This is a genomic window from Niveispirillum sp. BGYR6 (genome assembly GCF_027568365.1).
GTDB lineage: Bacteria > Pseudomonadota > Alphaproteobacteria > Azospirillales > Azospirillaceae > Niveispirillum.
In genome coordinates this window covers 103,733-121,786 of record NZ_JANLNL010000003.1, presented here as the reverse complement: position 1 = coordinate 121,786, position 18,054 = coordinate 103,733, and the positions used below count along the sequence as shown (strand labels likewise).

At 65.4% G+C, this 18,054-nt stretch carries 17 protein-coding genes and 1 tRNA gene; 7 read left to right on the top strand and 11 right to left on the bottom strand.

The features are described from left to right. Positions 1-37 precede the first annotated feature (37 nt). Positions 38-1,033 (top strand): putative sulfate exporter family transporter, encoded by a 996-nt coding sequence (locus PCJ49_RS08735; RefSeq protein WP_269910602.1) that lies wholly within the window; start codon positions 38-40, stop codon positions 1,031-1,033. A 15-nt stretch (positions 1,034-1,048) separates the two neighbouring features. Here PCJ49_RS08735 and hemN read toward each other — a convergent pair whose 3' ends face one another. Beyond that, entirely contained in the window at positions 1,049-2,413 is a 1,365-nt protein-coding gene (gene hemN, locus PCJ49_RS08730) for an oxygen-independent coproporphyrinogen III oxidase (protein ID WP_269910601.1), read from the bottom strand. Between the two features lie 136 nt (positions 2,414-2,549). Here hemN and PCJ49_RS08725 point away from each other — a divergent pair, with 136 nt between their 5' ends. Beyond that, positions 2,550-3,185: a ribonuclease HII gene (locus PCJ49_RS08725; protein ID WP_269910600.1), complete on the top strand. Its 636-nt coding sequence runs from the start codon at positions 2,550-2,552 to the stop codon at positions 3,183-3,185. Positions 3,186-3,278: 93 nt separating this feature from the next. Beyond that, the gene (locus PCJ49_RS08720) at positions 3,279-4,370 is read left to right on the top strand and encodes a site-specific DNA-methyltransferase (protein ID WP_089286354.1); all 1,092 of its coding nucleotides are present in this window, start codon (positions 3,279-3,281) and stop codon (positions 4,368-4,370) included. A 33-nt stretch (positions 4,371-4,403) separates the two neighbouring features. Here the strand turns inward: PCJ49_RS08720 and PCJ49_RS08715 are convergent, their stop codons facing one another. Both PCJ49_RS08715 and PCJ49_RS08710 read right to left on the bottom strand, forming a co-directional pair. Then, entirely contained in the window at positions 4,404-5,180 is a 777-nt protein-coding gene (locus PCJ49_RS08715) for a methyltransferase (protein WP_269910599.1), read from the bottom strand. Between the two features lie 2 nt (positions 5,181-5,182). Then, positions 5,183-5,401, bottom strand: a complete 219-nt coding sequence (locus PCJ49_RS08710; RefSeq protein WP_269910598.1) for a DUF2007 domain-containing protein — start codon at positions 5,399-5,401, stop codon at positions 5,183-5,185. 174 nt (positions 5,402-5,575) lie between these two features. On the opposite strand from PCJ49_RS08710, the gene PCJ49_RS08705 reads away from it, so the two are divergent. Together PCJ49_RS08705 and PCJ49_RS08700 are read left to right on the top strand one after the other, a co-directional pair. Beyond that, positions 5,576-6,598, top strand: a complete 1,023-nt coding sequence (locus tag PCJ49_RS08705; RefSeq protein WP_269910597.1) for a polyprenyl synthetase family protein — start codon at positions 5,576-5,578, stop codon at positions 6,596-6,598. Positions 6,599-6,832: 234 nt separating this feature from the next. Beyond that, a tRNA-Pro gene (locus PCJ49_RS08700) sits at positions 6,833-6,909 on the top strand. Positions 6,910-7,030: 121 nt separating this feature from the next. On the opposite strand, the gene PCJ49_RS08695 is transcribed toward PCJ49_RS08700, so the two are convergent. Together PCJ49_RS08695 and PCJ49_RS08690 are read right to left on the bottom strand one after the other, a co-directional pair. Next, complete coding sequence (locus PCJ49_RS08695) at positions 7,031-9,199, bottom strand: TonB-dependent receptor (RefSeq protein ID WP_269910596.1); 2,169 nt, start codon at positions 9,197-9,199, stop codon at positions 7,031-7,033. Between the two features lie 88 nt (positions 9,200-9,287). Beyond that, a complete protein-coding gene (locus tag PCJ49_RS08690; RefSeq protein WP_269910595.1) occupies positions 9,288-10,304 on the bottom strand; it encodes an MBL fold metallo-hydrolase in 1,017 nt (338 codons plus the stop codon). A 172-nt stretch (positions 10,305-10,476) separates the two neighbouring features. On the opposite strand from PCJ49_RS08690, the gene PCJ49_RS08685 reads away from it, so the two are divergent. Further along, positions 10,477-12,312, top strand: coding sequence for a tetratricopeptide repeat protein (locus tag PCJ49_RS08685; RefSeq protein ID WP_269910594.1), 1,836 nt, complete (start codon positions 10,477-10,479; stop codon positions 12,310-12,312). A gap of 210 nt (positions 12,313-12,522) precedes the next feature. On the opposite strand, the gene PCJ49_RS08680 is transcribed toward PCJ49_RS08685, so the two are convergent. Next, complete coding sequence (locus PCJ49_RS08680; RefSeq protein ID WP_347710428.1) at positions 12,523-12,657, bottom strand: YdcH family protein; 135 nt, start codon at positions 12,655-12,657, stop codon at positions 12,523-12,525. A 291-nt stretch (positions 12,658-12,948) separates the two neighbouring features. On the opposite strand from PCJ49_RS08680, the gene PCJ49_RS08675 reads away from it, so the two are divergent. Next, positions 12,949-13,581, top strand: a complete 633-nt coding sequence (locus PCJ49_RS08675; protein ID WP_269910593.1) for a UbiX family flavin prenyltransferase — start codon at positions 12,949-12,951, stop codon at positions 13,579-13,581. 6 nt (positions 13,582-13,587) lie between these two features. Here the strand turns inward: PCJ49_RS08675 and PCJ49_RS08670 are convergent, their stop codons facing one another. The 5 genes from PCJ49_RS08670 to PCJ49_RS08650 form a co-directional block, all read right to left on the bottom strand. After that, positions 13,588-13,767: a hypothetical protein gene (locus PCJ49_RS08670; RefSeq protein ID WP_269910592.1), complete on the bottom strand. Its 180-nt coding sequence runs from the start codon at positions 13,765-13,767 to the stop codon at positions 13,588-13,590. 131 nt (positions 13,768-13,898) lie between these two features. Next, positions 13,899-14,111 carry a hypothetical protein gene (locus PCJ49_RS08665; protein ID WP_269910591.1) on the bottom strand — a complete coding sequence of 71 codons (213 nt, stop codon included), beginning with the start codon at positions 14,109-14,111 and terminating at the stop codon, positions 13,899-13,901. Continuing rightward, entirely contained in the window at positions 14,098-14,847 is a 750-nt protein-coding gene (locus PCJ49_RS08660; RefSeq protein ID WP_269910590.1) for an RNA methyltransferase, read from the bottom strand. The genes PCJ49_RS08665 and PCJ49_RS08660 overlap by 14 nt, the downstream gene beginning before the upstream one ends. 99 nt (positions 14,848-14,946) lie before the next feature. Beyond that, positions 14,947-16,416 carry an IMP dehydrogenase gene (guaB, locus tag PCJ49_RS08655; RefSeq protein ID WP_269910589.1) on the bottom strand — a complete coding sequence of 490 codons (1,470 nt, stop codon included), beginning with the start codon at positions 16,414-16,416 and terminating at the stop codon, positions 14,947-14,949. Positions 16,417-16,620: 204 nt separating this feature from the next. Continuing rightward, complete coding sequence (locus PCJ49_RS08650) at positions 16,621-17,925, bottom strand: CAP domain-containing protein (RefSeq protein ID WP_269910588.1); 1,305 nt, start codon at positions 17,923-17,925, stop codon at positions 16,621-16,623. Positions 17,926-18,054: the final 129 nt, after the last annotated feature.

Here is an 18,054-nt window from a genome sequence, read left to right as displayed (position 1 = left end):
AGGCTGGAGACAGCAAAACGAGCCCCGGTCCCGTGCCATGCTGACCCTATCCGCCCACCCCCTGCCATTGCCCAGCCTGCCCGGCATGGGTGCCGCTGCCGCCGTGGCGCTGGCGGCCCTGGGTCTGCATCATTGGTTGCCGCTGGATGGCTTGATCCTGGCCATCCTGATCGGGGCCGGCATCCGTAGCGTGAGGCCGCAGATGGGGGGGCTGGAAGCCGGCATCCATCTGGCGGCGAAACGGCCCCTGGAACTGGCAGTGGTGCTGCTGGGAGCCACGCTGGACAGCCGCGCCATGCTGGCCGCCGGGCCGCTGCTGCTGGGCGGCATCGCCCTGCTGGTGGGGCTGTCGCTGCTGATCGGCTATGCTATCGGGCGGGGCTGCGGGCTGGGGCACCGGCTGGCCCTGCTGGTGGCCTGCGGCAATTCCATCTGCGGCAACAGCGCCATTGCCGCCGCCGCCCCGGTGGTTGCCGCCTCTGAACAGGAGGTGGCGACGGCATTGACCTTCACCGCCCTGCTGGGCATCGCGGCGGTCTTGCTGCTGCCGCTGGCCCTGTTTCTGCCGGGGATAGGGGAATTGCGTTATGGCGTGCTGACGGGGCTGACCGTCTATGCCGTGCCGCAGGTGGCCGCCGCCACCGCACTGACCGGCGCGCTCAGCCTGCATATGGCAACCTTGGTGAAGCTGGCACGGGTGGTGATGCTGGGGCCGGTCAGCCTGGGGCTGACGCTGCTGCACCGCCGCCACAACCTGCCCAGCCAAGGCCGCCCGCCGCTGCTGCCCTGGTTCATCATCGGCTTCGCCGCCCTGGCCGGGCTGCGCGCCACCGGTCTGGTACCGGAGGTGCTGGCCGCCCCGGTGGGTGAAGCCGCCCACGGGCTGACCCTCTGGGCCATGGCAGCGCTGGGGCTTTCCATCAACCTGCGGGGTCTGGCCCAGGGTGGCGGCCGGGTGCTGGCCGCAGCATCCCTGTCATTACTGGCGCTGGTGGGGCTGGCCCTGGGCCTGATCTGGATTGTGCAGCCCTGACCCCGCGCCCCTTTATCAAATCGCCTTGCTGTGTCGCCCGCCCTCCGGGTCCAGATGGGCGTCGAACAGGGCAGCCACGCTGCGCACCAGGGGGCGGGCGCTTTCCGGCACGCTGATCCGGTGGCCATGCAGCTCCGCCACCCCATCGGCCAGCAGGGCGGACAAGGCCGGCCCCTCCGGCATGATGCTGTCCGGGTGAAGGCCATGTTCAGCCGCCAGTTCCGCCAGATCGACGCTGAAATGGCACATCAGCCGTTCGATCAGGGCCGCGCGCATCCGGTCATCCAAGGTCATGCGATATCCGCGCGCCACGGCCAGCCCGGTATCTTCCACCGATTTCATATAGGCCGGCACCGGCAGCACATTGGCGACATAGCCCTGCGGCAACCGCCCGATGGCCGAGGCGCCAAAGCCCAGCAGCGCATCCGCCGCATCGGTGGTGTAGCCCTGGAAATTGCGCTTCAACCTGCCGTTTGCAGCGGCCAGCGCGATGGGATCATCCGGCTTGGCGAAATGGTCCAGGCCGATACGGACATAGCCCTCATCCAGCAAGGTCTGCTCAATGGCCAGATTCTGCGCCATGCGCGCGTCGGCATCGGGCAGATCCGCCTCGTTGATGCGGGCCTGATGCGCCTTGAAGCCGGGCATATGGGCATAGCCGAAGATCGACAACCGGTCAGGCGACAGGGCCACCGCCTGGCGCACCGTATCAACGCAACTCGCCACCGTCTGACGCGGCAGACCATAGATCAGGTCCAGATTGATGGCCTGGATGCCGGCCCCCCGCAGCCCTTGCACCGCCGCACGGGTCAGCCCCGGCGGCTGGATGCGGTTGATGGCCGCCTGCACCGCCGGATCAAAGCTCTGTACCCCCAGCGAGGCGCGGGTGAAACCGGTATCGCCCAGCGCCTGGATCATCTCCGGCAGCAAGGTACGCGGGTCGATCTCCACCGCCAGTTCGGCATCGGGTGCAATATTGAACCGCGTGCGCATTTCCGCCATCAGCGACCGCATGGCGTCGGCCGGCATCAAGGTCGGGGTGCCGCCGCCAAAATGCACATGCCGCACCGATGGCCCGCCCTGTTCGCCCTGCGGCAGCAGGGCGGCCACGGTGCGCATCTCCGTCGTCATTGCCGCCAGATAGGCCCAGACGGGGTCTTCATGGCGGACGACGCTGGTATGGCAGCCGCAATACCAGCACATGGTCCGGCAGAAGGGCACATGCAGGTAAAGCGACAGGGTGGACGTCGTGTCCAGCCGTCGCAACCAACCGCGATAAGTCTCCGACGTCACCGAGGGGGCGAAATGCGGGGAGGCCGGGTAAGACGTGTACCGGGGAACCCGCTGGTGACGATATTTGGCGACGAGATCGGGATGCATGATGGGCCCTGACAGCGAGGGAACGATTGTGGCCGTACCATGCGCCCGCCGACATATCCGCGCTTTGATCCAGCGCAATCGCCATCCAAAACCAAGCCCCCTTGCGCCCGCCGCGCGCTTCTGCGACACCAGCGCCATGCCTGATCTGTCCCATGAAATCCGCCTCGGCCATGCCGAAACCTTCCCCGTCTGCGGCGTTGACGAAGCCGGGCGCGGCCCGCTGGCCGGCCCCGTGGTTGCCGCCGCCGTGCTGCTGCCCTGTGGCGGCGGCATCCCGGACTGGTGCGCCGGCATCGATGACAGCAAGGTGGTGAAGCAGGCCAAGCGCGAAGCCCTGTTCGCGCTGATCTGCCAGAACGCCCCCTATGGCGTCGGTATCGCCAGCGTGGCGGAAATTGATGAGATCAATATTCTGCAAGCCACCTTCCTGGCCATGCGCCGCGCCGTGGAGGGTTTGGCGCAAATGACCGGCAAAATGCCGGCAATGGCGCTGGTCGATGGCAATCAGCGCCCGCCCCTGCCCTGTGCCGTGCAAACATTGGTGGACGGTGATGCATTGTCGCTGTCCATCGCCGCCGCCTCCATCATCGCCAAGGTGACGCGGGACAAGATGATGGGGCAGTTGGCGCTGGAATACCCCGGATATGGTTGGGAACGGAACCAAGGTTACGGAACAGCCCAGCATCGCGCGGCCATTAAAACACTGGGTGCGACCCCCCATCACCGCCGTTCTTTTGCACCGGTTTCCCAACAATTGGCCTTAACTCTCTGACTCTTCTGACTCTTCAGAAAAATTCCAGTTGACGGCGACTCGGGGCCGAATCATTGTCGGCGAAAATGAACTCCCGATTCGGCGGCAAATACCATGCGTGAAACCCTGACAACCAACCGGATTCTCGTCGGCGACTGTGTGCAGTTGATGCGGGACATGCCCGCCGGCTCTGTTGATATGGTTTTTGCCGATCCGCCCTATAACCTGCAACTGAATGGCGATCTCTTGCGCCCCAACCACACGCGTGTGGATGGGGTGGATGAGGAGTGGGACCGGTTCCAGGATTTTGAAACCTATGACCGCTTCACCCGCGACTGGCTGTCGGCCGCCCGGCATACGCTGAAGGATGATGGCACCCTGTGGGTGATCGGCAGCTATCACAATATTTTCCGCGTCGGCAGCATTTTGCAGGATCTGGGGTTCTGGGTGCTGAACGACATTATCTGGCGCAAATCCAACCCGATGCCCAATTTCAAGGGCCGCCGTTTCGCCAATGCCCATGAAACCATGATCTGGGCGTCCAAATCCAAGGACAGCAAATATTACTTCGCCTATGAGGCGATGAAGGCGCTGAACGAGGATTTGCAGATGCGCAGCGACTGGACGTTGCCGCTCTGCACCGGGTCGGAACGGCTGCGCGACGAGACGGGGCAGAAGGCACACCCGACGCAGAAGCCGGAATCCCTGCTGTTCCGCGTGCTGATGGCCTCCACCAAGGTGGATGATGTGGTGCTGGACCCGTTCTTCGGCACCGGCACCACCGGGGCCGTGGCCAAGCGCCTGCGCCGCCGCTGGATCGGGCTGGAGCGGGAGCATAATTATGCCCGCCTCGCCAACCAGCGCATTGCGGCGGTGGAGGAAGTGGCCGAGCCGGAATTGCTGGAGGTCACCTCCAAGCGCACGCAGCCGCGCGTGCCGTTCGGCAACCTGATCGAACGCGGCTATCTGAAGCCCGGCACCATGCTGTTCGACAATCGCCGCCGCCATATCGCCAAGGTGCGCGCCGACGGCACCCTGGTGGCACAGAACCATCTGGGCGAACATAAGGGGTCGATCCATAAGGTGGGCGCCGCCATGCAGGGCCTGCCCGCCTGCAATGGCTGGACCTTCTGGCATTTCCAGAAAGAAGGCTCGCTGGCCCCCATCGATGTGCTGCGCCAGCAGGTGATCAGCGAAAAGCATTGAAGGGTCGGGGGCCGGTCATAACGACCGCCCCCTTCACGACAACGCCAACGGGGCCGCATCGCGCAAAATCGCCTCTGTCTCCGGCGTGTAGCCCTGGCCCGGCCCATGCAGCACCAGACCGGGCAGCAGGCGCAGGGGTGATTTCCGGTCGCGCCGCCCCTGCACGATCACCCGTTTGGCCGCCACCCCGGCCCGGGGCCAGAGCGGCAGCACGGCGATATCGCCGAACCGCCCCTCCATCAACGCCAGCAGGCTGGCCAGCCGTTCGGCTGGAAAAATCACCGTCAGGCTGCCGCCACTCTTCAACAGGCGCAACGCCGCCTGGATGAAACCGGCCAGATCGCCCGCCCCCTCCCCATGGCTGGTAGCCTTGCCGGCAACGGGGGAGGCACTGTGCCGCCCCAGCTCCCAGAAGGGCGGGTTGGTCATGACATGATCGAAACTGTTGGGCAGCAGCCCGGCGGCGGCAATATCCGCCACGTCCCCCTGCACCACGCGCGCCCGGTCGGCCCAGCCACCGGCCGCAATGCCAGCCCCGGCCCAGCGCGCAGCATCAGCCTGGATTTCCAGCCCGGTCAGCCCCACATCGGCACAGCGCACCGCCAGACACAATAACGCCGCCCCGGCCCCGCAGCCCAAATCCAGCACCCGCTGCCCCGGTTCGGCCGGCACAGCCGCCGCCAGCAGCACCGGATCAATGGCCGCGCGATAGCCCTTTTCAGGCAGATACAGCGTCACCCGCCCGCCCAACAGGGCGACGGGCGCGGCATCCGGCACATCACTATATAAGTATATGTCACGCCCGGTCACGGTTAGCCTTCCACCCCGGCCAGCCCAGCGGCGCGCAATAAATCCCGCGCTTCGGACGCATCCTCATCCGCGACACAAAGCCGCCGGGGGATGGCCCCGATGGAGCCTTCCAGGGCGGCGGTATGCTGGTCCAGCAGCACACAGGCGATCTCCGAATCAGCCAACAGCGCTTGGGCGAAAGCCAGGGCCACCGGGTCATTGCTGCGCAAGATGATGTCCATTCCCTCTCCATCATGTTCAGACCGGCACTGCTGCGCCGCAGTTTCAGGGCGGTCATGCCCTTTCGGTGCGTGCGCGGGCTTGACCCTGCGGTCTCCCCCGCTATGCTCCCCTGCCATCAGGGGTCCGTCAATCGCGGGCCTGTTTCCGCTTGTCTGGTATGGAGTATCCGACCCGTGGCCACCGTGACCACCCTTGATTCCAAGCGGCGCAAGCCGGGCTCGGATGCGCTCGACAAGCTGGTGTCGCTGGTCAGCGACGATCTGGCCGCCGTGAATGAGCTGATCATTGCCCGGATGCAGTCCCCTGTGGCGCTGATCCCGCAACTGGCCGGCTATCTGATCGCCAGCGGCGGCAAGCGCCTGCGCCCGGTGCTGACGCTGGCCGCCGCCAACCTGTGCGGTTACAAGGGCGACCGGCACAAGGCGCTGGCCGCCTGTGTGGAATTCCTGCACACGGCCACCCTGCTGCATGATGATGTGGTGGATGAAAGCGACCTGCGCCGCGGTCAGGCCAGCGCCAATGCCGTGTTCGGCAATAAATCCTCCGTGCTGGTCGGTGATTTCCTGTTTGCCCGCGCCTTCCAGGTGATGGTGGAGGATGGGTCGCTGGATGTGCTGCGCATCCTGTCCACCGCATCGGCCGTGATCGCCGAGGGGGAGGTGCTGCAGCTCACCACCACCAACGACACGGAAACCAGCGAAGAAGCCTATCTGGAGGTCATCAAGGCGAAGACGGCGGAACTGTTCGCCGCCGCCTGCCGCATCGGCGCCGTGGTGGCCGACCGCAAGGGGGCGGAGGAAGAGGCGCTGCGCAGCTTCGGCATGAATCTGGGCATCGCCTTCCAGCTGGTGGATGACGTGCTGGATTATTCCGCCGTGCAGGCCCGCCTGGGCAAGAATATCGGCGACGATTTCCGCGAGGGCAAGATCACCCTGCCCGTCGTGCTGGCCTTCCGCCGCGGCGATGAGGAGGAGCGGGCCTTCTGGCGCCGCACCATGGAAGAGATGGACCAGCAGGAGGGCGACCTGGACCGCGCCATCGCCCTGATGGCCAAGCACAATACCCTGCATGACAGTGTGGAACGGGCCCGCCATTACGCCGCTATGGCCCGCGATGCGCTGGGCCTGTTCCCGGCCAGCCCGGTGAAGCAGTCCCTGCTGGAGGTGCTGGATTTCGTGGTCGACCGCGACTACTAACCCCCCGACAGATCGGTTCGAGAGGGTGCAAGGCCGGGCATTTGCCCGGCCTTTTTCTTTGTGTTTCAGGCACTTGGATACGCAATGCTGCCATGCGCACCCCCTTTGTCAAAAAACCTGCATCTAGTGCTTGCCATGCTCCGTCGATAGCGCTATACACCCGCCCACGCCACGGGGCGCCGACGACGCGACAGCGAAACGGCAGCCGGTAAAACGGTCCGGTGGCGATAGTGACGGAGTATAGCTCAGCCTGGTAGAGCGCTGCTTTCGGGAGGCAGAGGCCGGAGGTTCGAATCCTCTTACTCCGACCAATAAAAAAGCCGGTTTCGACAATGTCGAAGCCGGCTTTTTTGTTTTCGGCGCCAAGTGCTTTGGATCATGGCCGTCTGGCCATGGATCAAGCGTGATCCATGACCAGCCCTGCCCCGCCCCTTACATCCGCGCCCGCAGCGACACAGTCCAGGTCCGCCCATCCGCCGGCGTCACCAGCCAGGCGCGGGTGAAGCCGGCCGCCGTGGGGCGGGAGAAGCGGACGGCGACCAGCGGGTTGCGTTCATCCAGCAGGTTCTGCACCTTGAAGGTCAGGCGATAGGCCCCCTTCTCCAACCCGGTCCACAGGTTGATCTTGCTGTCGGCTGGCACCCAGGACAGGTTGGAATTTTCCGCATATTGCCGCGACTGCCACAGCCATTCGCCCCCGGCGAAGCCCGCCAGATCATCCAACGGCAGATCGGCCCGGTAATCGGCCCCCAGGGCCAATTGATGGCGGGACTGGCGCGGCAGGGCCAGCCCGCCAATCTGCCCAGCCTGCGCCACAAAGGCGGGGATGTCGCGGTAATCCGGATCGGCATAATCCCGGAATTCGGCATCGATGAAACTATAGGCCCCGCGCAGGTCCAGCCCTTCCAGCGGCCGCGCCGTCAGTTCCAGTTCCAGCCCGCGTGAGCGGCTGCGCCCGGCATTGTTGGTGTAGAAATTATTCAACAGCCCGGCGGTGGATGCCGCCACCACCTGCTGCTGCTGCCAGTCAATATGGAACAAGGCGGCATTGGCGGTGAGGCGGCCATCGGCCAGGACGGATTTCACGCCGGCCTCATAGGTCCAGTTGCTTTCCGGGCCGAAGCTGCGTTCGGCATCGAACAGATTGGCCATATCGTTGAAGCCGCCGGATTTCATCCCCTTGGCCGCACTGACATAGGCCAGCAGATCGTCGCTGGCCTGCCAGGAAACTTGAACGCGCGGCGTCCACAGGGTCCATTGATCAGACAGCCGGATAGGCTGGCCGGCGGCGTTGCGGGCGGTGCTGGCGAAATCCTTGGCATCGCGCTGCCAGCGCAGATCGCCGGTCACCGCCAGCCCCTGGCCCAGCCGCAGCGTGGCCGACCCGTACAGCGCTGCACTGTCGGTACGGGCATCGGTGGCCACGCCGGACGGGCTGGTCTGGCCCTGGAAATACTGGATATTGCGCCGCCAGGTGCTGTTGTCGAAGCGGTAGAGGCTGCCGCCCAGCAGCCAGGTCAGCGCCTGCCCCTGATCCAGCGACAGCAGGCGGATTTCCTGCGACCCGTCCCAGCGCTTGGTCAGTTGCCCGGCGCGGGACAGCAGGGCGGCGCTGTAATCATCATCACGGTTGAACTCGTTACGCTCCTGCCCGATGGCGGTGATGCTGGTCACTTCCACCGCGTCGGCGCTGTAACGCGCCGTCAGGGCGGCGCGTTGGGCATCGCGCATGAAACCCGTATGCTGGGGATTGGCGGCGAACACGCCCTGATATTCCGGGATTTCCCCGCAATATTGCGACAGGGCAAGGGTGCCGGCCCGCGGCTGACAGTTGGTGGCCAGATAATAGCCCTTGGGCTGGCCGTCGCGGTCGCGCGCGGTCAGCAGGCGTAACGTCGCCTCCAGCCGGTCTGTCGGCGTGGCGCGCAGGGTCAGGGCGGCGGAGGTCGATTGTTCCGACCCGATCTCCGGCCCATCCGCCACGCTGTTCTTGTAGAAGCCACCATATTCCTTATGCGCCACATTCAGCCGGGCCGACAGCTTGCCCGGTACCAGGGCCCCGCCGACGGCCCCCGTCGCCTCCCGCCGGTCCTTGGAACCGGCGGTCAGTTCCAGGCTGCCCGCTGTCTCCTCCCCCGGCGGGTTGGTGACCAGATTGACGGCACCGCCGAAACTGTTGCGGCCGAACAGGGCGTTCTGCGGGCCCTTCAGCACCTCGACCCGCGCCAGATCGGCCAGGAACATATTGATGGAGCTGCGGCCAGAGATATAGACGCCATCCAGGAAGAAGCCGACCGACGGTTCGTCCCCCGTACCCGGCTGCGACAGGCCCCGCATGGCCGGGGCCGGGTTGAAGCGCCCGAACGGATCGCTGACCACCAGCCCCGGCGCATGGCTGGCGATGCTGGCAATGCTGCTGATCCCGGCGCGGTCGATGATGGCCGCATCCAGCAGGATCAGGCTGGCCGGCACCTTTTGCGGGTCTTCCGCCCGCATCCGGGCGGTGACGATAATCTCCTCCACCGGCGCCGCATCGGCCAGGGCGGTCGGTGTGAGGATGGGGGTGGCCAGCAGGGCAAGGGCGGGCAACAGGGGGCGCATGGGGCGACCTGGGGATTGTTGTTCTTCGGTAATCCCCGCCCTATCGCGTTTGCCCGGTGGCGTCCATACGCCATCCGGGCATTGCTGATCACAGAACCAGGGTCTGCCCCACCGCCAGCACGCCGAAATCCTGTTCATCCAGCCCCTTGGCCTGCCGGGCGGCAGCCAGGGCGATAACGGGATCGTCGATCCCTTCATCGGTCAGGCCGGCGAAGGTGCCGAAATGCATCCCGATGCTGCGGCGGCTGCCCAGATCCAGATGGGCCTGCACCGCCTCTTCTGGGTTCACATGCTGGGTGCGCATGAACCAGCGCGGCTCATAGGCGCCGATGGGGAGCAGCGAGAGGTCTATGCCGGGAAAGCGCTGCCCAATCTCCTTGAAATGCGGGCAATAGCCGCTGTCGCCACAGAAATAGAGCGTGCGGCCAGCCGCCTGCAGCACAAAGCCACCCCACAGCGTCTCATTCCGGTCAAACGGGCCACGGGCGGAAAAATGCTGCGCCGGGACATAGGTAACCGTCACCCCCGCCAGAGGGTGGGACTGCCACCAGTCCAGTTCCGTCACCTGCTGCGGCCCGCTGGCCTGGATCAGCGCGCGGTTACCCAGGCTGGTCACGACCGGGGCCTGGAAGCGCCGGTTCAATTCGCGCAAGCTCGCCCGGTCCAGATGGTCATAATGATTATGGCTGACCAGGATGCCATCCAGCACCGGCAGATCATCGAAGGACAGGCCCGGTGCGCGAACCCGTTTCGGCCCGGCAAAGGGCACCGGGCTGGCACGGTCAGCATAGACCGGATCGGTGATGAACCAGCGCCCGCCCATGCCGATCAGAAAGCAGGCATGGCCGATGAAGGTGACGGAAAGGGCCGTCTGCGCCACCGGCCCCGGCTTGGGCCAGGGCTGGTTTTCAATCCAGTCCGGCCAGGGGGGCGGCTGTCGCTCCCGCATCCAGCGCCAGAGATCGCCCAGGCTCTTCTCCCGCTCCGCCACACCGGGGTTGAAGAAGCGTTTGCCATCAAAATGATCGGATGGCGGATGGGCGGCAGCGCGGTTGGCCGCCATGCTGGCGGCGGCAAGCCCGGCAAGGGCGGCGCGGCGGGTCATCTTTTCCATATATCCTGTGGCTGAAAGTCCGTGATCCGCCAGCAAGATGGATCAAGCACCGGTCGCTGACAGTGGCGCCGCGCACAGGGGGCACCACCCGCCGCCACGCCGGCTTGACCCGGCGCGGCTGAACGTTACCATAACGACATTTCCACTTTGAATTGGCACCCCCATGTTTCGCCGTCCCGCCCCTCCGCCCGCCGGTGCCATTCCCGCTTTGCTGCAGGCAGGGCTGACGGCCCAGCGCCAGGGGCAGGCGGCGCTGGCGGAACAGACCTATCGGCAGGTGTTGGCCCTGGACCCGCGCAATGCCGACGCATTGCAATTGCTGGGTCTGCTGGCCAAGCAGGCCGGGCAGATGGCGGCGGCGCGCGACTTCATGGAAAAGTCGCTGAAGATCAACCGCCGCCAGCCCAATGTGTTGAGCAATCTGGGCAATCTGCATCTGGCGGAAGGACGGGCGGCCGATGCGCTTGCCTGTTACGATGCGGCCCTGGCGCTGGCACCGGGCAACCAGGATTATCTTTATCACCGCGCCAAGTCACTCCACGCCCTGGGAAAGCTGGCGGAGGCCGAAAAGGCCGTGCAGGCCAGCCTGTCGCGGGGCAGCCAGCATCTGCCCAGCCTGCAACTGCTGGCCTTGATCCTGTTCGGACAGGATCGGCTGGCAGCGGCGGAGGTGGCAAACCGGCAGGTGCTGGCCCTGGCCCCGGATAATATCATCGCGCTGAACAACCTCGCCCTCACCCTGCGTGGCCAGCACCGTTACCCGGAGGCCGAACCCATCTGCCGCCGCGCCGTCGCCCTGGCCTCGGCCCAGAAAGAACCCTGGCTCAATCTCGCCAATGTGCTGAGCGACCTGGGCCAATATGAGGAAAGCATCGGCGCGCTGCGCGAGGTGCTGCGCCGCGACGTCTTTGACCGCGATGCCCATCGCAACCTTGCCCGCCGGCTCTGGACCCTGGGCCGCACGGCGGAGCTGTTCCAGGCGGTCGACCAGATGCTGCGGCAATGGCCAGATCATCCAACCGCCCTGGATATTGCCGCCGGCATCCAGGCGGAATTCGGCCGGGGGGAGGAGGCGCTGGCCAACAGCGCCAGGGCCGTGACGTTGGCCCCGGACGATCCGGCCCTGCAGCGGCGGCGGGCGGATTTGCTGCTGCGCGCCGGGCATCTTGCAGAGGCGACGCCGATCCTGCGCGCCTTGACCGCCCGCTTGCCGCAGGACAAGCCGCTCTGGAACGATCTGGCCGTGGCGCTGACCCGGCAGGGGGAGGTGGCTGCCGCGCGGGAGGCCGCCCGAAGCAGCCTGGCCCTGGACCCTTATGATCAATATGCCATTGCCCTGCTGGCCACATTGGACCGGCTGGCCGACCCCACGGCCCTGGCGGAGCGGGCGGCCATTGATCGCTGCGTCGGGGTTTTCGACCTGCCCACCCCCGACGGCTGGGCCGATAGGGGGCAGTTTCTGGCCGATGCGCTGACGGTGCTGGACCGGCTGCATGATACGGTGAATGAGCCGATACACCTGACCCTGCGCCGGGGCACCCAGACCAGCGCCAACCTGTTCGCCTTCCGCCATGATCCGCCCCTGGTGGCGCTGCGGGAGATGATTTTGGCGCAGGTGCAGGCCTATGTGGCGGCCATGCCGGCGGACCCCGCGCATCCCTATTTCGGGCGGCGAAAGGGCGGTGTGCGCTTTGCCGGTTCCTGGTCATCGCGCCTACGCGATGGCGGCTTTCACACCCACCATATCCACCCGGAAGGCTGGATCAGCGGGGTCTTCTATCTGCAAGTACCGCGAGCGGCCGACAAGGCCGGACAGGAAGGCTGGCTGACCTTCGGCGTACCCAATCTGGGGCCAGAGATCAGCTTGCCCGCCCTGCACGCGGTACAGCCAAGGCCGGGGCGGCTGGTGCTGTTCCCCAGTTTCATGTGGCACGGCACCGTGCCCTTCCAGGATGAAACACCCCGGATCACCATCGCGTTTGATCTGGTGCCTGACTGATCCCAAGGGGCGTGACGCATGGCTCTTGGTGTGTGCGTTCGCCCTCAGTCGCCGGGCGCCGCCATCCGGCGGCTTGGCTACGCGGCACGTGCCGCGCGGCGGCAGTCGCCGCCGTGCCGTTGGTCAAGAACTTGACCAACGGTGTAAAATAAAATGGCGGCCGGATCATCCGGCCGCCATCCATGTTCAAGGCGGGCAAGGGCCCAGCGCTCAGGCGCGGCCCAGGCGTTCCATCTCCTCCTTCACCCGCAATTTCTCCAGTTTCAGCATTTTCAGCACGGTACTGTCCGGCAGGGGCCGGCGGCTTTCCATCCGCACCTCTCGATCCAGGCTTTCATGTTTCATGCGAAGCGATTCCACGCGCTCGGGAAACAACATCAAGTCCCTCCTAAAGTGGCTGATGGATAAGTTGGACTGCCTGCTTTACCTGCTCTTTTGGCTCCTGTCGGGGATGCCCCGGCAAAGGGGGCTTCCTCTCGTGCTTTCTTCATCGGGCACCTGTTGCGCGGGCGCCGGACTTCATCCTGACACGAAATCGCAACTTGGCCATCGTAAATAAGGGTTAGGGGTGGTGACTTTTAAAGGGATGAAATGCCGCGCTGGACGAAGCACGGTGTCAGCGCTACATCACCTCCCATGGCCCATTCATCCCACGACGCGACCGGTTCGCCCGGTCTTATCCACAATCCGCAAAAGAGCGGCCGGCCCCGGCTTGTCGTCGGGATCAGCGGCGCTTCCGGGGTGATTTACGGCATCCGCCTGCTGGAGATTTTACGCCGCATCGGCGTCGAAACCCACCTCGTTATGAGCAGGTCTGCCGAGGTGACCCTTGCGCATGAGACAGGGCTGAAGGCGGCAGAGGTGCGGGCCCTGGCCGATGTCGCCTATTCGCCGGCCGATATCGGGGCGGCCATTTCATCGGGCAGTTTCCGCACCCTGGGCATGGTGGTGGCACCCTGTTCGGTGCGTACCCTGGCGGAGATTTCCGGTGGCGTGACCAGCACCCTGTTGACCCGGGCCGCCGATGTGGTGCTGAAGGAGCGGCGGCGGCTGGTATTGATGCTGCGGGAAACGCCGCTGCATCTGGGCCATCTCCGCAACATGGCCCAGGCGACCGAGATGGGGGCCATCATCTATCCCCCCGTCCCCGCCTTTTACGCCAAGCCGCAGAGCCTGGAAGACATGGTGGACCACACGCTGGGCCGGGTGCTGGACCTGTTCGACCTGGATAGCGGTCTGGTGCGCCGCTGGGGTGAGGATGTGGGCTAAGCCGCCTCAAGCCTGCAGATATTCGTGCATATAGACCATCAGCCGGTCGGCAATACGCCGCAGCATGGCGGCATCATCGGGTTGGGAAGGCTCCAGCCGCGCGGCTTCGGCCTGCAGCTCATCAGCCTTCAGCACGATATCGTGCCGCAGCTCTTCCAGATCCAACCTCTTCAACTTGGCGCCCATCGCCCTCTCCACCCGCTGCTGAAAGCGACCCTTCAAGCCTATAGGCCATGATGATGAACGACATCTTAAGGTCGGGTGTCAGTTATGGATTGTCGATCCGCACAAAGGGATAGGGGCCAATGGTACGGGGTTCAGCCCTGTCCGTCTGCCCCTTCCATCTCTTCCCGGATGCGGCGTTCCAGCGCATCCACCTTGGCCTTCAGCGCATCGATGCGGGCCAGCAGGTCGGGCAGGCCGGCGGCCCCCACGCTGGACAGCGCCGACAGGCTGGCCTGCAGGTCTTCGGCCACGGCGGCCAGATCAGGGGCCGGCAGGTCCGCCGGCGGGGCCTTATCCGCCGGCATGATAGGTGAACAGCGCGATGCTGGCCGCCACGGTGGCATTCAGCGATTCCACCGCCCCGGTGGTGCCGATGGTCAGGCGCGTGGCCGGCAGGTCCGCCGGCACCCCCTGCCCTTCCTCCCCCAGCACCAGCCGCGCATTCTGGGGCCAGGGATATGTCACCAGATCTTCCCCCCCGGCATCCAGCGCCAGCAGCGGGCCGGCTGCCTGGGCCAAATCCGCCCAGCGTCCCCCACGGGCGAGTGTCAGGCTGAACACGCCATTGCTGGCGGCACGCAGGCATTTCGGGTGGAACGGATGGGCCGATTCCTCCAGCAGGATCACCCGGGTCGCCCCAAAGGCGGCGGCGGAGCGCAGCAGCGCCCCCAGATTGGCCGGATCGCCCAGGGCACAGACCAGTTCCAGCCCTTCCGGTGGCAGGCTCAGGTCCGCCGCCGGCATCTCGGGCACCTGCCCCACCAGGATCGGGTAATCGGTGCCGGACACATCCAGTTCCCGGAACAACGGACCGGCCAGCACCACCGGCTGCACATTCTCGGGCAGCGGCCAATCAGCGATCCATTCCGGATGGCGGATCAGGATACGGCTGAACAGGTCCGGCCAGCGGGTCAGCGCCTCCGGCACGGTCTTCAGGCCTGCCAGCAGGAACTGGCCCTGCTTGCGGATGCCACGGCTTTCCAACAGCCCGGCCCAGGCCTTGAACTGCGGATTTTGCGGGCTGTCGATCTGATGGAACATGGGCTACCACGGAAAAACAGAACGCGCCCATCGCAGGACGGGCGCGTTCAAGATCATCATGTTGACGGCGTGATTGCAACCCGCCACCGGTCAAACGCCTCACCCCTGACGGTAGTTCGGCGCTTCGTTGGTGATGGTGATGTCGTGGACATGGCTTTCGCGCAGGCCCGCGTTGGTGATGCGCACGAATTGCGGCTTGGTCCGCATCTCGGCGATGGTGGCGCAGCCGGTATAGCCCATGGAGGCGCGCAGGCCGCCGATCAACTGGTGGATCACCGAGGAGATCGGACCCTTATAGGGCACGCGGCCTTCCACACCCTCCGGCACCAGCTTCAGCGTGTTGGATACTTCGGCCTGGAAATAACGGTCAGCCGAACCACGGGCCATGGCGCCAACGGAGCCCATGCCGCGATAGCCCTTGTAGGAACGGCCCTGGAACAGGATCACCTCACCGGGGCTTTCATCGGTGCCGGCGAACAGGCCGCCCATCATGGCGCAGGAGGCACCGGCGGCAATGGCCTTGGCCAGATCGCCGGAATATTTGATGCCGCCATCGGCGATGACGGGAACGCCATGCTTGTTGCAGGCTTCCACCACATCCAGCACGGCGGTCAATTGCGGCACGCCCACGCCGGCCACGATGCGGGTAGTGCAGATGGAACCGGGGCCGATACCGACCTTGATGGCATCGGCACCAGCATCAATCAGCGCCAGGGCGGCGTCAGCCGTGGCGACGTTGCCGGCGATGATCTGGGTATAGTTGCGCAAGGCACGCGCGGCGCGCACCTGATCGGCCACCTTGCGGGAATGGCCGTGCGCGGTGTCGATCACCAGCACGTCAACCCCGGCGTCGAACAAAGCCTCTGCGCGGGCCAGCCCGTCCGGGCCGGTGCCGGTGGCGGCGGCGGCGCGCAGGCGGCCATCAGCATCCTTGGCGGCGTTGGGGTGCAACTGGGCCTTTTCGATATCCTTGACGGTGATCAGGCCGATACAGCGGAAGGCATCATCCACCACCAGCAGCTTTTCGATGCGGTGGCTGTGCAGCAGGCGCTTGGCCTCATCCTTGCCAACACCGGGCTTGACGGTGATCAACCCCTCATGGGTCATCAGCTCGGAAACCGGCTGGTTGGGATTGTTGGCGAACCGCACATCGCGGTTGGTCAGGATGCCGACCAGCTTACCGGTTTCCGCCGTCACCGGAATGCCGGAGATGCGGTGGCGGGCCATCAGCGCCAGTGCGTCGGCGAGCGTGGCATCTGGGCGGATGGTGATGGGGTTCACCACCATGCCGCTTTCAAACCGCTTCACGGCGCGCACTTCGTCGGCCTGACGTTCGATATCCATGTTACGGTGGATGACACCGATACCGCCGGCCTGGGCCATGGCGATGGCGAGCGCCGATTCCGTCACCGTATCCATGGCCGCCGACAGCAGCGGGATGCCCAGTTCGATCTTGCCCGTCAGCTTGGTGCGGGTATCAACCTCCGCCGGCATCACCGAGCTTTCGGCGGGCACCAGCAGGACGTCATCGAAGGTAAGGGCTTCGCGGAAACGGTCGGCGTAGGACATGAACCTGATCTCCCAAGGGCGGCCGGGCTGGGAACCGCCAGATACGGCTTATGGGACGCCGTTCCGGCACTGAACGCGCGCAGCGCCCAAGGCCAGGTCGACATCCCAATTCAAAAGGTTCGCCGCACTATACACAGGGATAAGCGATTGGAAAGCCACCAGGGTTAGCGGGCCTGGGTTGCTTTTCCAGCAAGGAGGATGGGTTTACCCGACGATCCATAGCAGCCCGTCGCGTTCCTCCACCGTGCCAAGGGTGCCGATGGCCAGCCCGGTAAAGGTGACGCTGACATCGATGCTGCCATTGCCATCCAGATCGGCATGAAGGGTCGCCCCCTTGCTCCCCTCTGCCCCGTCATTGGCGGCCCAGCTCAGTTTCGACAGACCTTTCTGCCAGCCCCACAGGCTGAGCTGCTCCCCCTTGCTGAAATCGGTGATGGTGGACCAGCTGGTCTGGCCGCCCCGCCCATCGGCGAAGAAGATATCGCTGCCGGCCCCGCCGGTCAGGAAGTTGGAGCCGGTGCCACCATCGATCACATCATTGCCGGCCCCGCCATTGGCGGCATCATTGCCGCCACCGAGATTAAGGAAATCTGCGCCGTCGCTGGCCGACACCACTTCGCCAGCGGCACTGCCCAGGAACTGCCATTCCAGCCCGGCGACGGGGCCGGCATATTTCTCCGGCGTCACCGCCAGCCATTTGTTCAGGCTGGCATTCCAGCTTTGGAACTGGCTGGTGACAAAGCTGGCGGCCTTCACATCCAGCCCGACATTCTGCCCGGCCATGGTCACGGGCAAGGCCACGCTGCCGGTCTGGCCGCCGCCGCTGAAGCTGACCGCATGGGTGCCGTTACTCATGGTGACGGCATAGCCGCCCGCCGCCGTGGTGCGGCCCACCACCTGCCCGTCAACCTGGATATCCACCCCGCCGATCCCTTCACCGGGATCGTAATAGCCATCACCATCCCGATCCTGAAACACGATACCGGTGAGAAAGCGGGCGCTGCCGGATGTGCCGAAATTCTGGGTGATCATGGAAGCGTTATAGCCGGTGAACTCCCCCACCCTTTGCCCGATCCCCAGCTCCACGAAATTATCCGCCAGGATATTGGTGCGGTGCCCGGCGCTGAGGAACAGGCCGCGATGCTGGGCTTCGATATAGGATTGCAGGTCACGGGCCGATAGCGGCCCGGTGGTGCCTTGCCAGGCAATATTCTCCCCCCAGGCACGGGCGCTATAGCCGGTGGCGGCAATGCGTTGGCCGGGATTGCTGTTATTCACGCCGGTATGGCTGAAAATATCGCTGTCCAGCATCCAGGCGCTATGGGCGTCGGCCGCCTGTTCCAGCAGGCTGTTGGGGGCCAGCACCGGCTTGGGCGTGGCGCTGATGGTGCCGGCGGGCAGACCCTGGTTCAGATCAATGCCAAAGGCGGCCGCCGTGCCCACCGGGTCCAGCCGCGCCCGGTTGACCAGCGACAGCATATAAAGCTCATAGGCATCCAGTTCGGCCATGGCACAATTCCCATCGGGTCGAAGACGTCACCGGATCATATCCTGGCCCACGGCCTCCCCGCCTGTGGCAAATGCTGGATGAGCCGTCGGCATGGCGACCACCGGGGCGATCCTTGCAGACCGTTTGCC

What these genes read in the sequence shown, in the direction of transcription:
- PCJ49_RS08735 (WP_269910602.1), top strand. Translation starts at nt 38, where the DNA reads ATGCTGACCCTATCCGCCCACCCCCTGCCATTGCCCAGCCTGCCCGGC.
- hemN (WP_269910601.1), bottom strand. Translation starts at nt 2,413, where the DNA reads ATGCATCCCGATCTCGTCGCCAAATATCGTCACCAGCGGGTTCCCCGG.
- PCJ49_RS08725 (WP_269910600.1), top strand. Translation starts at nt 2,550, where the DNA reads ATGCCTGATCTGTCCCATGAAATCCGCCTCGGCCATGCCGAAACCTTC.
- PCJ49_RS08720 (WP_089286354.1), top strand. Translation starts at nt 3,279, where the DNA reads ATGCGTGAAACCCTGACAACCAACCGGATTCTCGTCGGCGACTGTGTG.
- PCJ49_RS08710 (WP_269910598.1), bottom strand. Translation starts at nt 5,401, where the DNA reads ATGGACATCATCTTGCGCAGCAATGACCCGGTGGCCCTGGCTTTCGCC.
- PCJ49_RS08695 (WP_269910596.1), bottom strand. Translation starts at nt 9,199, where the DNA reads ATGCGCCCCCTGTTGCCCGCCCTTGCCCTGCTGGCCACCCCCATCCTC.
- PCJ49_RS08690 (WP_269910595.1), bottom strand. Translation starts at nt 10,304, where the DNA reads ATGACCCGCCGCGCCGCCCTTGCCGGGCTTGCCGCCGCCAGCATGGCG.
- PCJ49_RS08685 (WP_269910594.1), top strand. Translation starts at nt 10,477, where the DNA reads ATGTTTCGCCGTCCCGCCCCTCCGCCCGCCGGTGCCATTCCCGCTTTG.
- PCJ49_RS08680 (WP_347710428.1), bottom strand. Translation starts at nt 12,657, where the DNA reads ATGAAACATGAAAGCCTGGATCGAGAGGTGCGGATGGAAAGCCGCCGG.
- PCJ49_RS08675 (WP_269910593.1), top strand. Translation starts at nt 12,949, where the DNA reads ATGGCCCATTCATCCCACGACGCGACCGGTTCGCCCGGTCTTATCCAC.
- PCJ49_RS08670 (WP_269910592.1), bottom strand. Translation starts at nt 13,767, where the DNA reads ATGGGCGCCAAGTTGAAGAGGTTGGATCTGGAAGAGCTGCGGCACGAT.
- PCJ49_RS08665 (WP_269910591.1), bottom strand. Translation starts at nt 14,111, where the DNA reads ATGCCGGCGGATAAGGCCCCGCCGGCGGACCTGCCGGCCCCTGATCTG.
- PCJ49_RS08660 (WP_269910590.1), bottom strand. Translation starts at nt 14,847, where the DNA reads ATGTTCCATCAGATCGACAGCCCGCAAAATCCGCAGTTCAAGGCCTGG.
- guaB (WP_269910589.1), bottom strand. Translation starts at nt 16,416, where the DNA reads ATGTCCTACGCCGACCGTTTCCGCGAAGCCCTTACCTTCGATGACGTC.
- PCJ49_RS08650 (WP_269910588.1), bottom strand. Translation starts at nt 17,925, where the DNA reads ATGGCCGAACTGGATGCCTATGAGCTTTATATGCTGTCGCTGGTCAAC.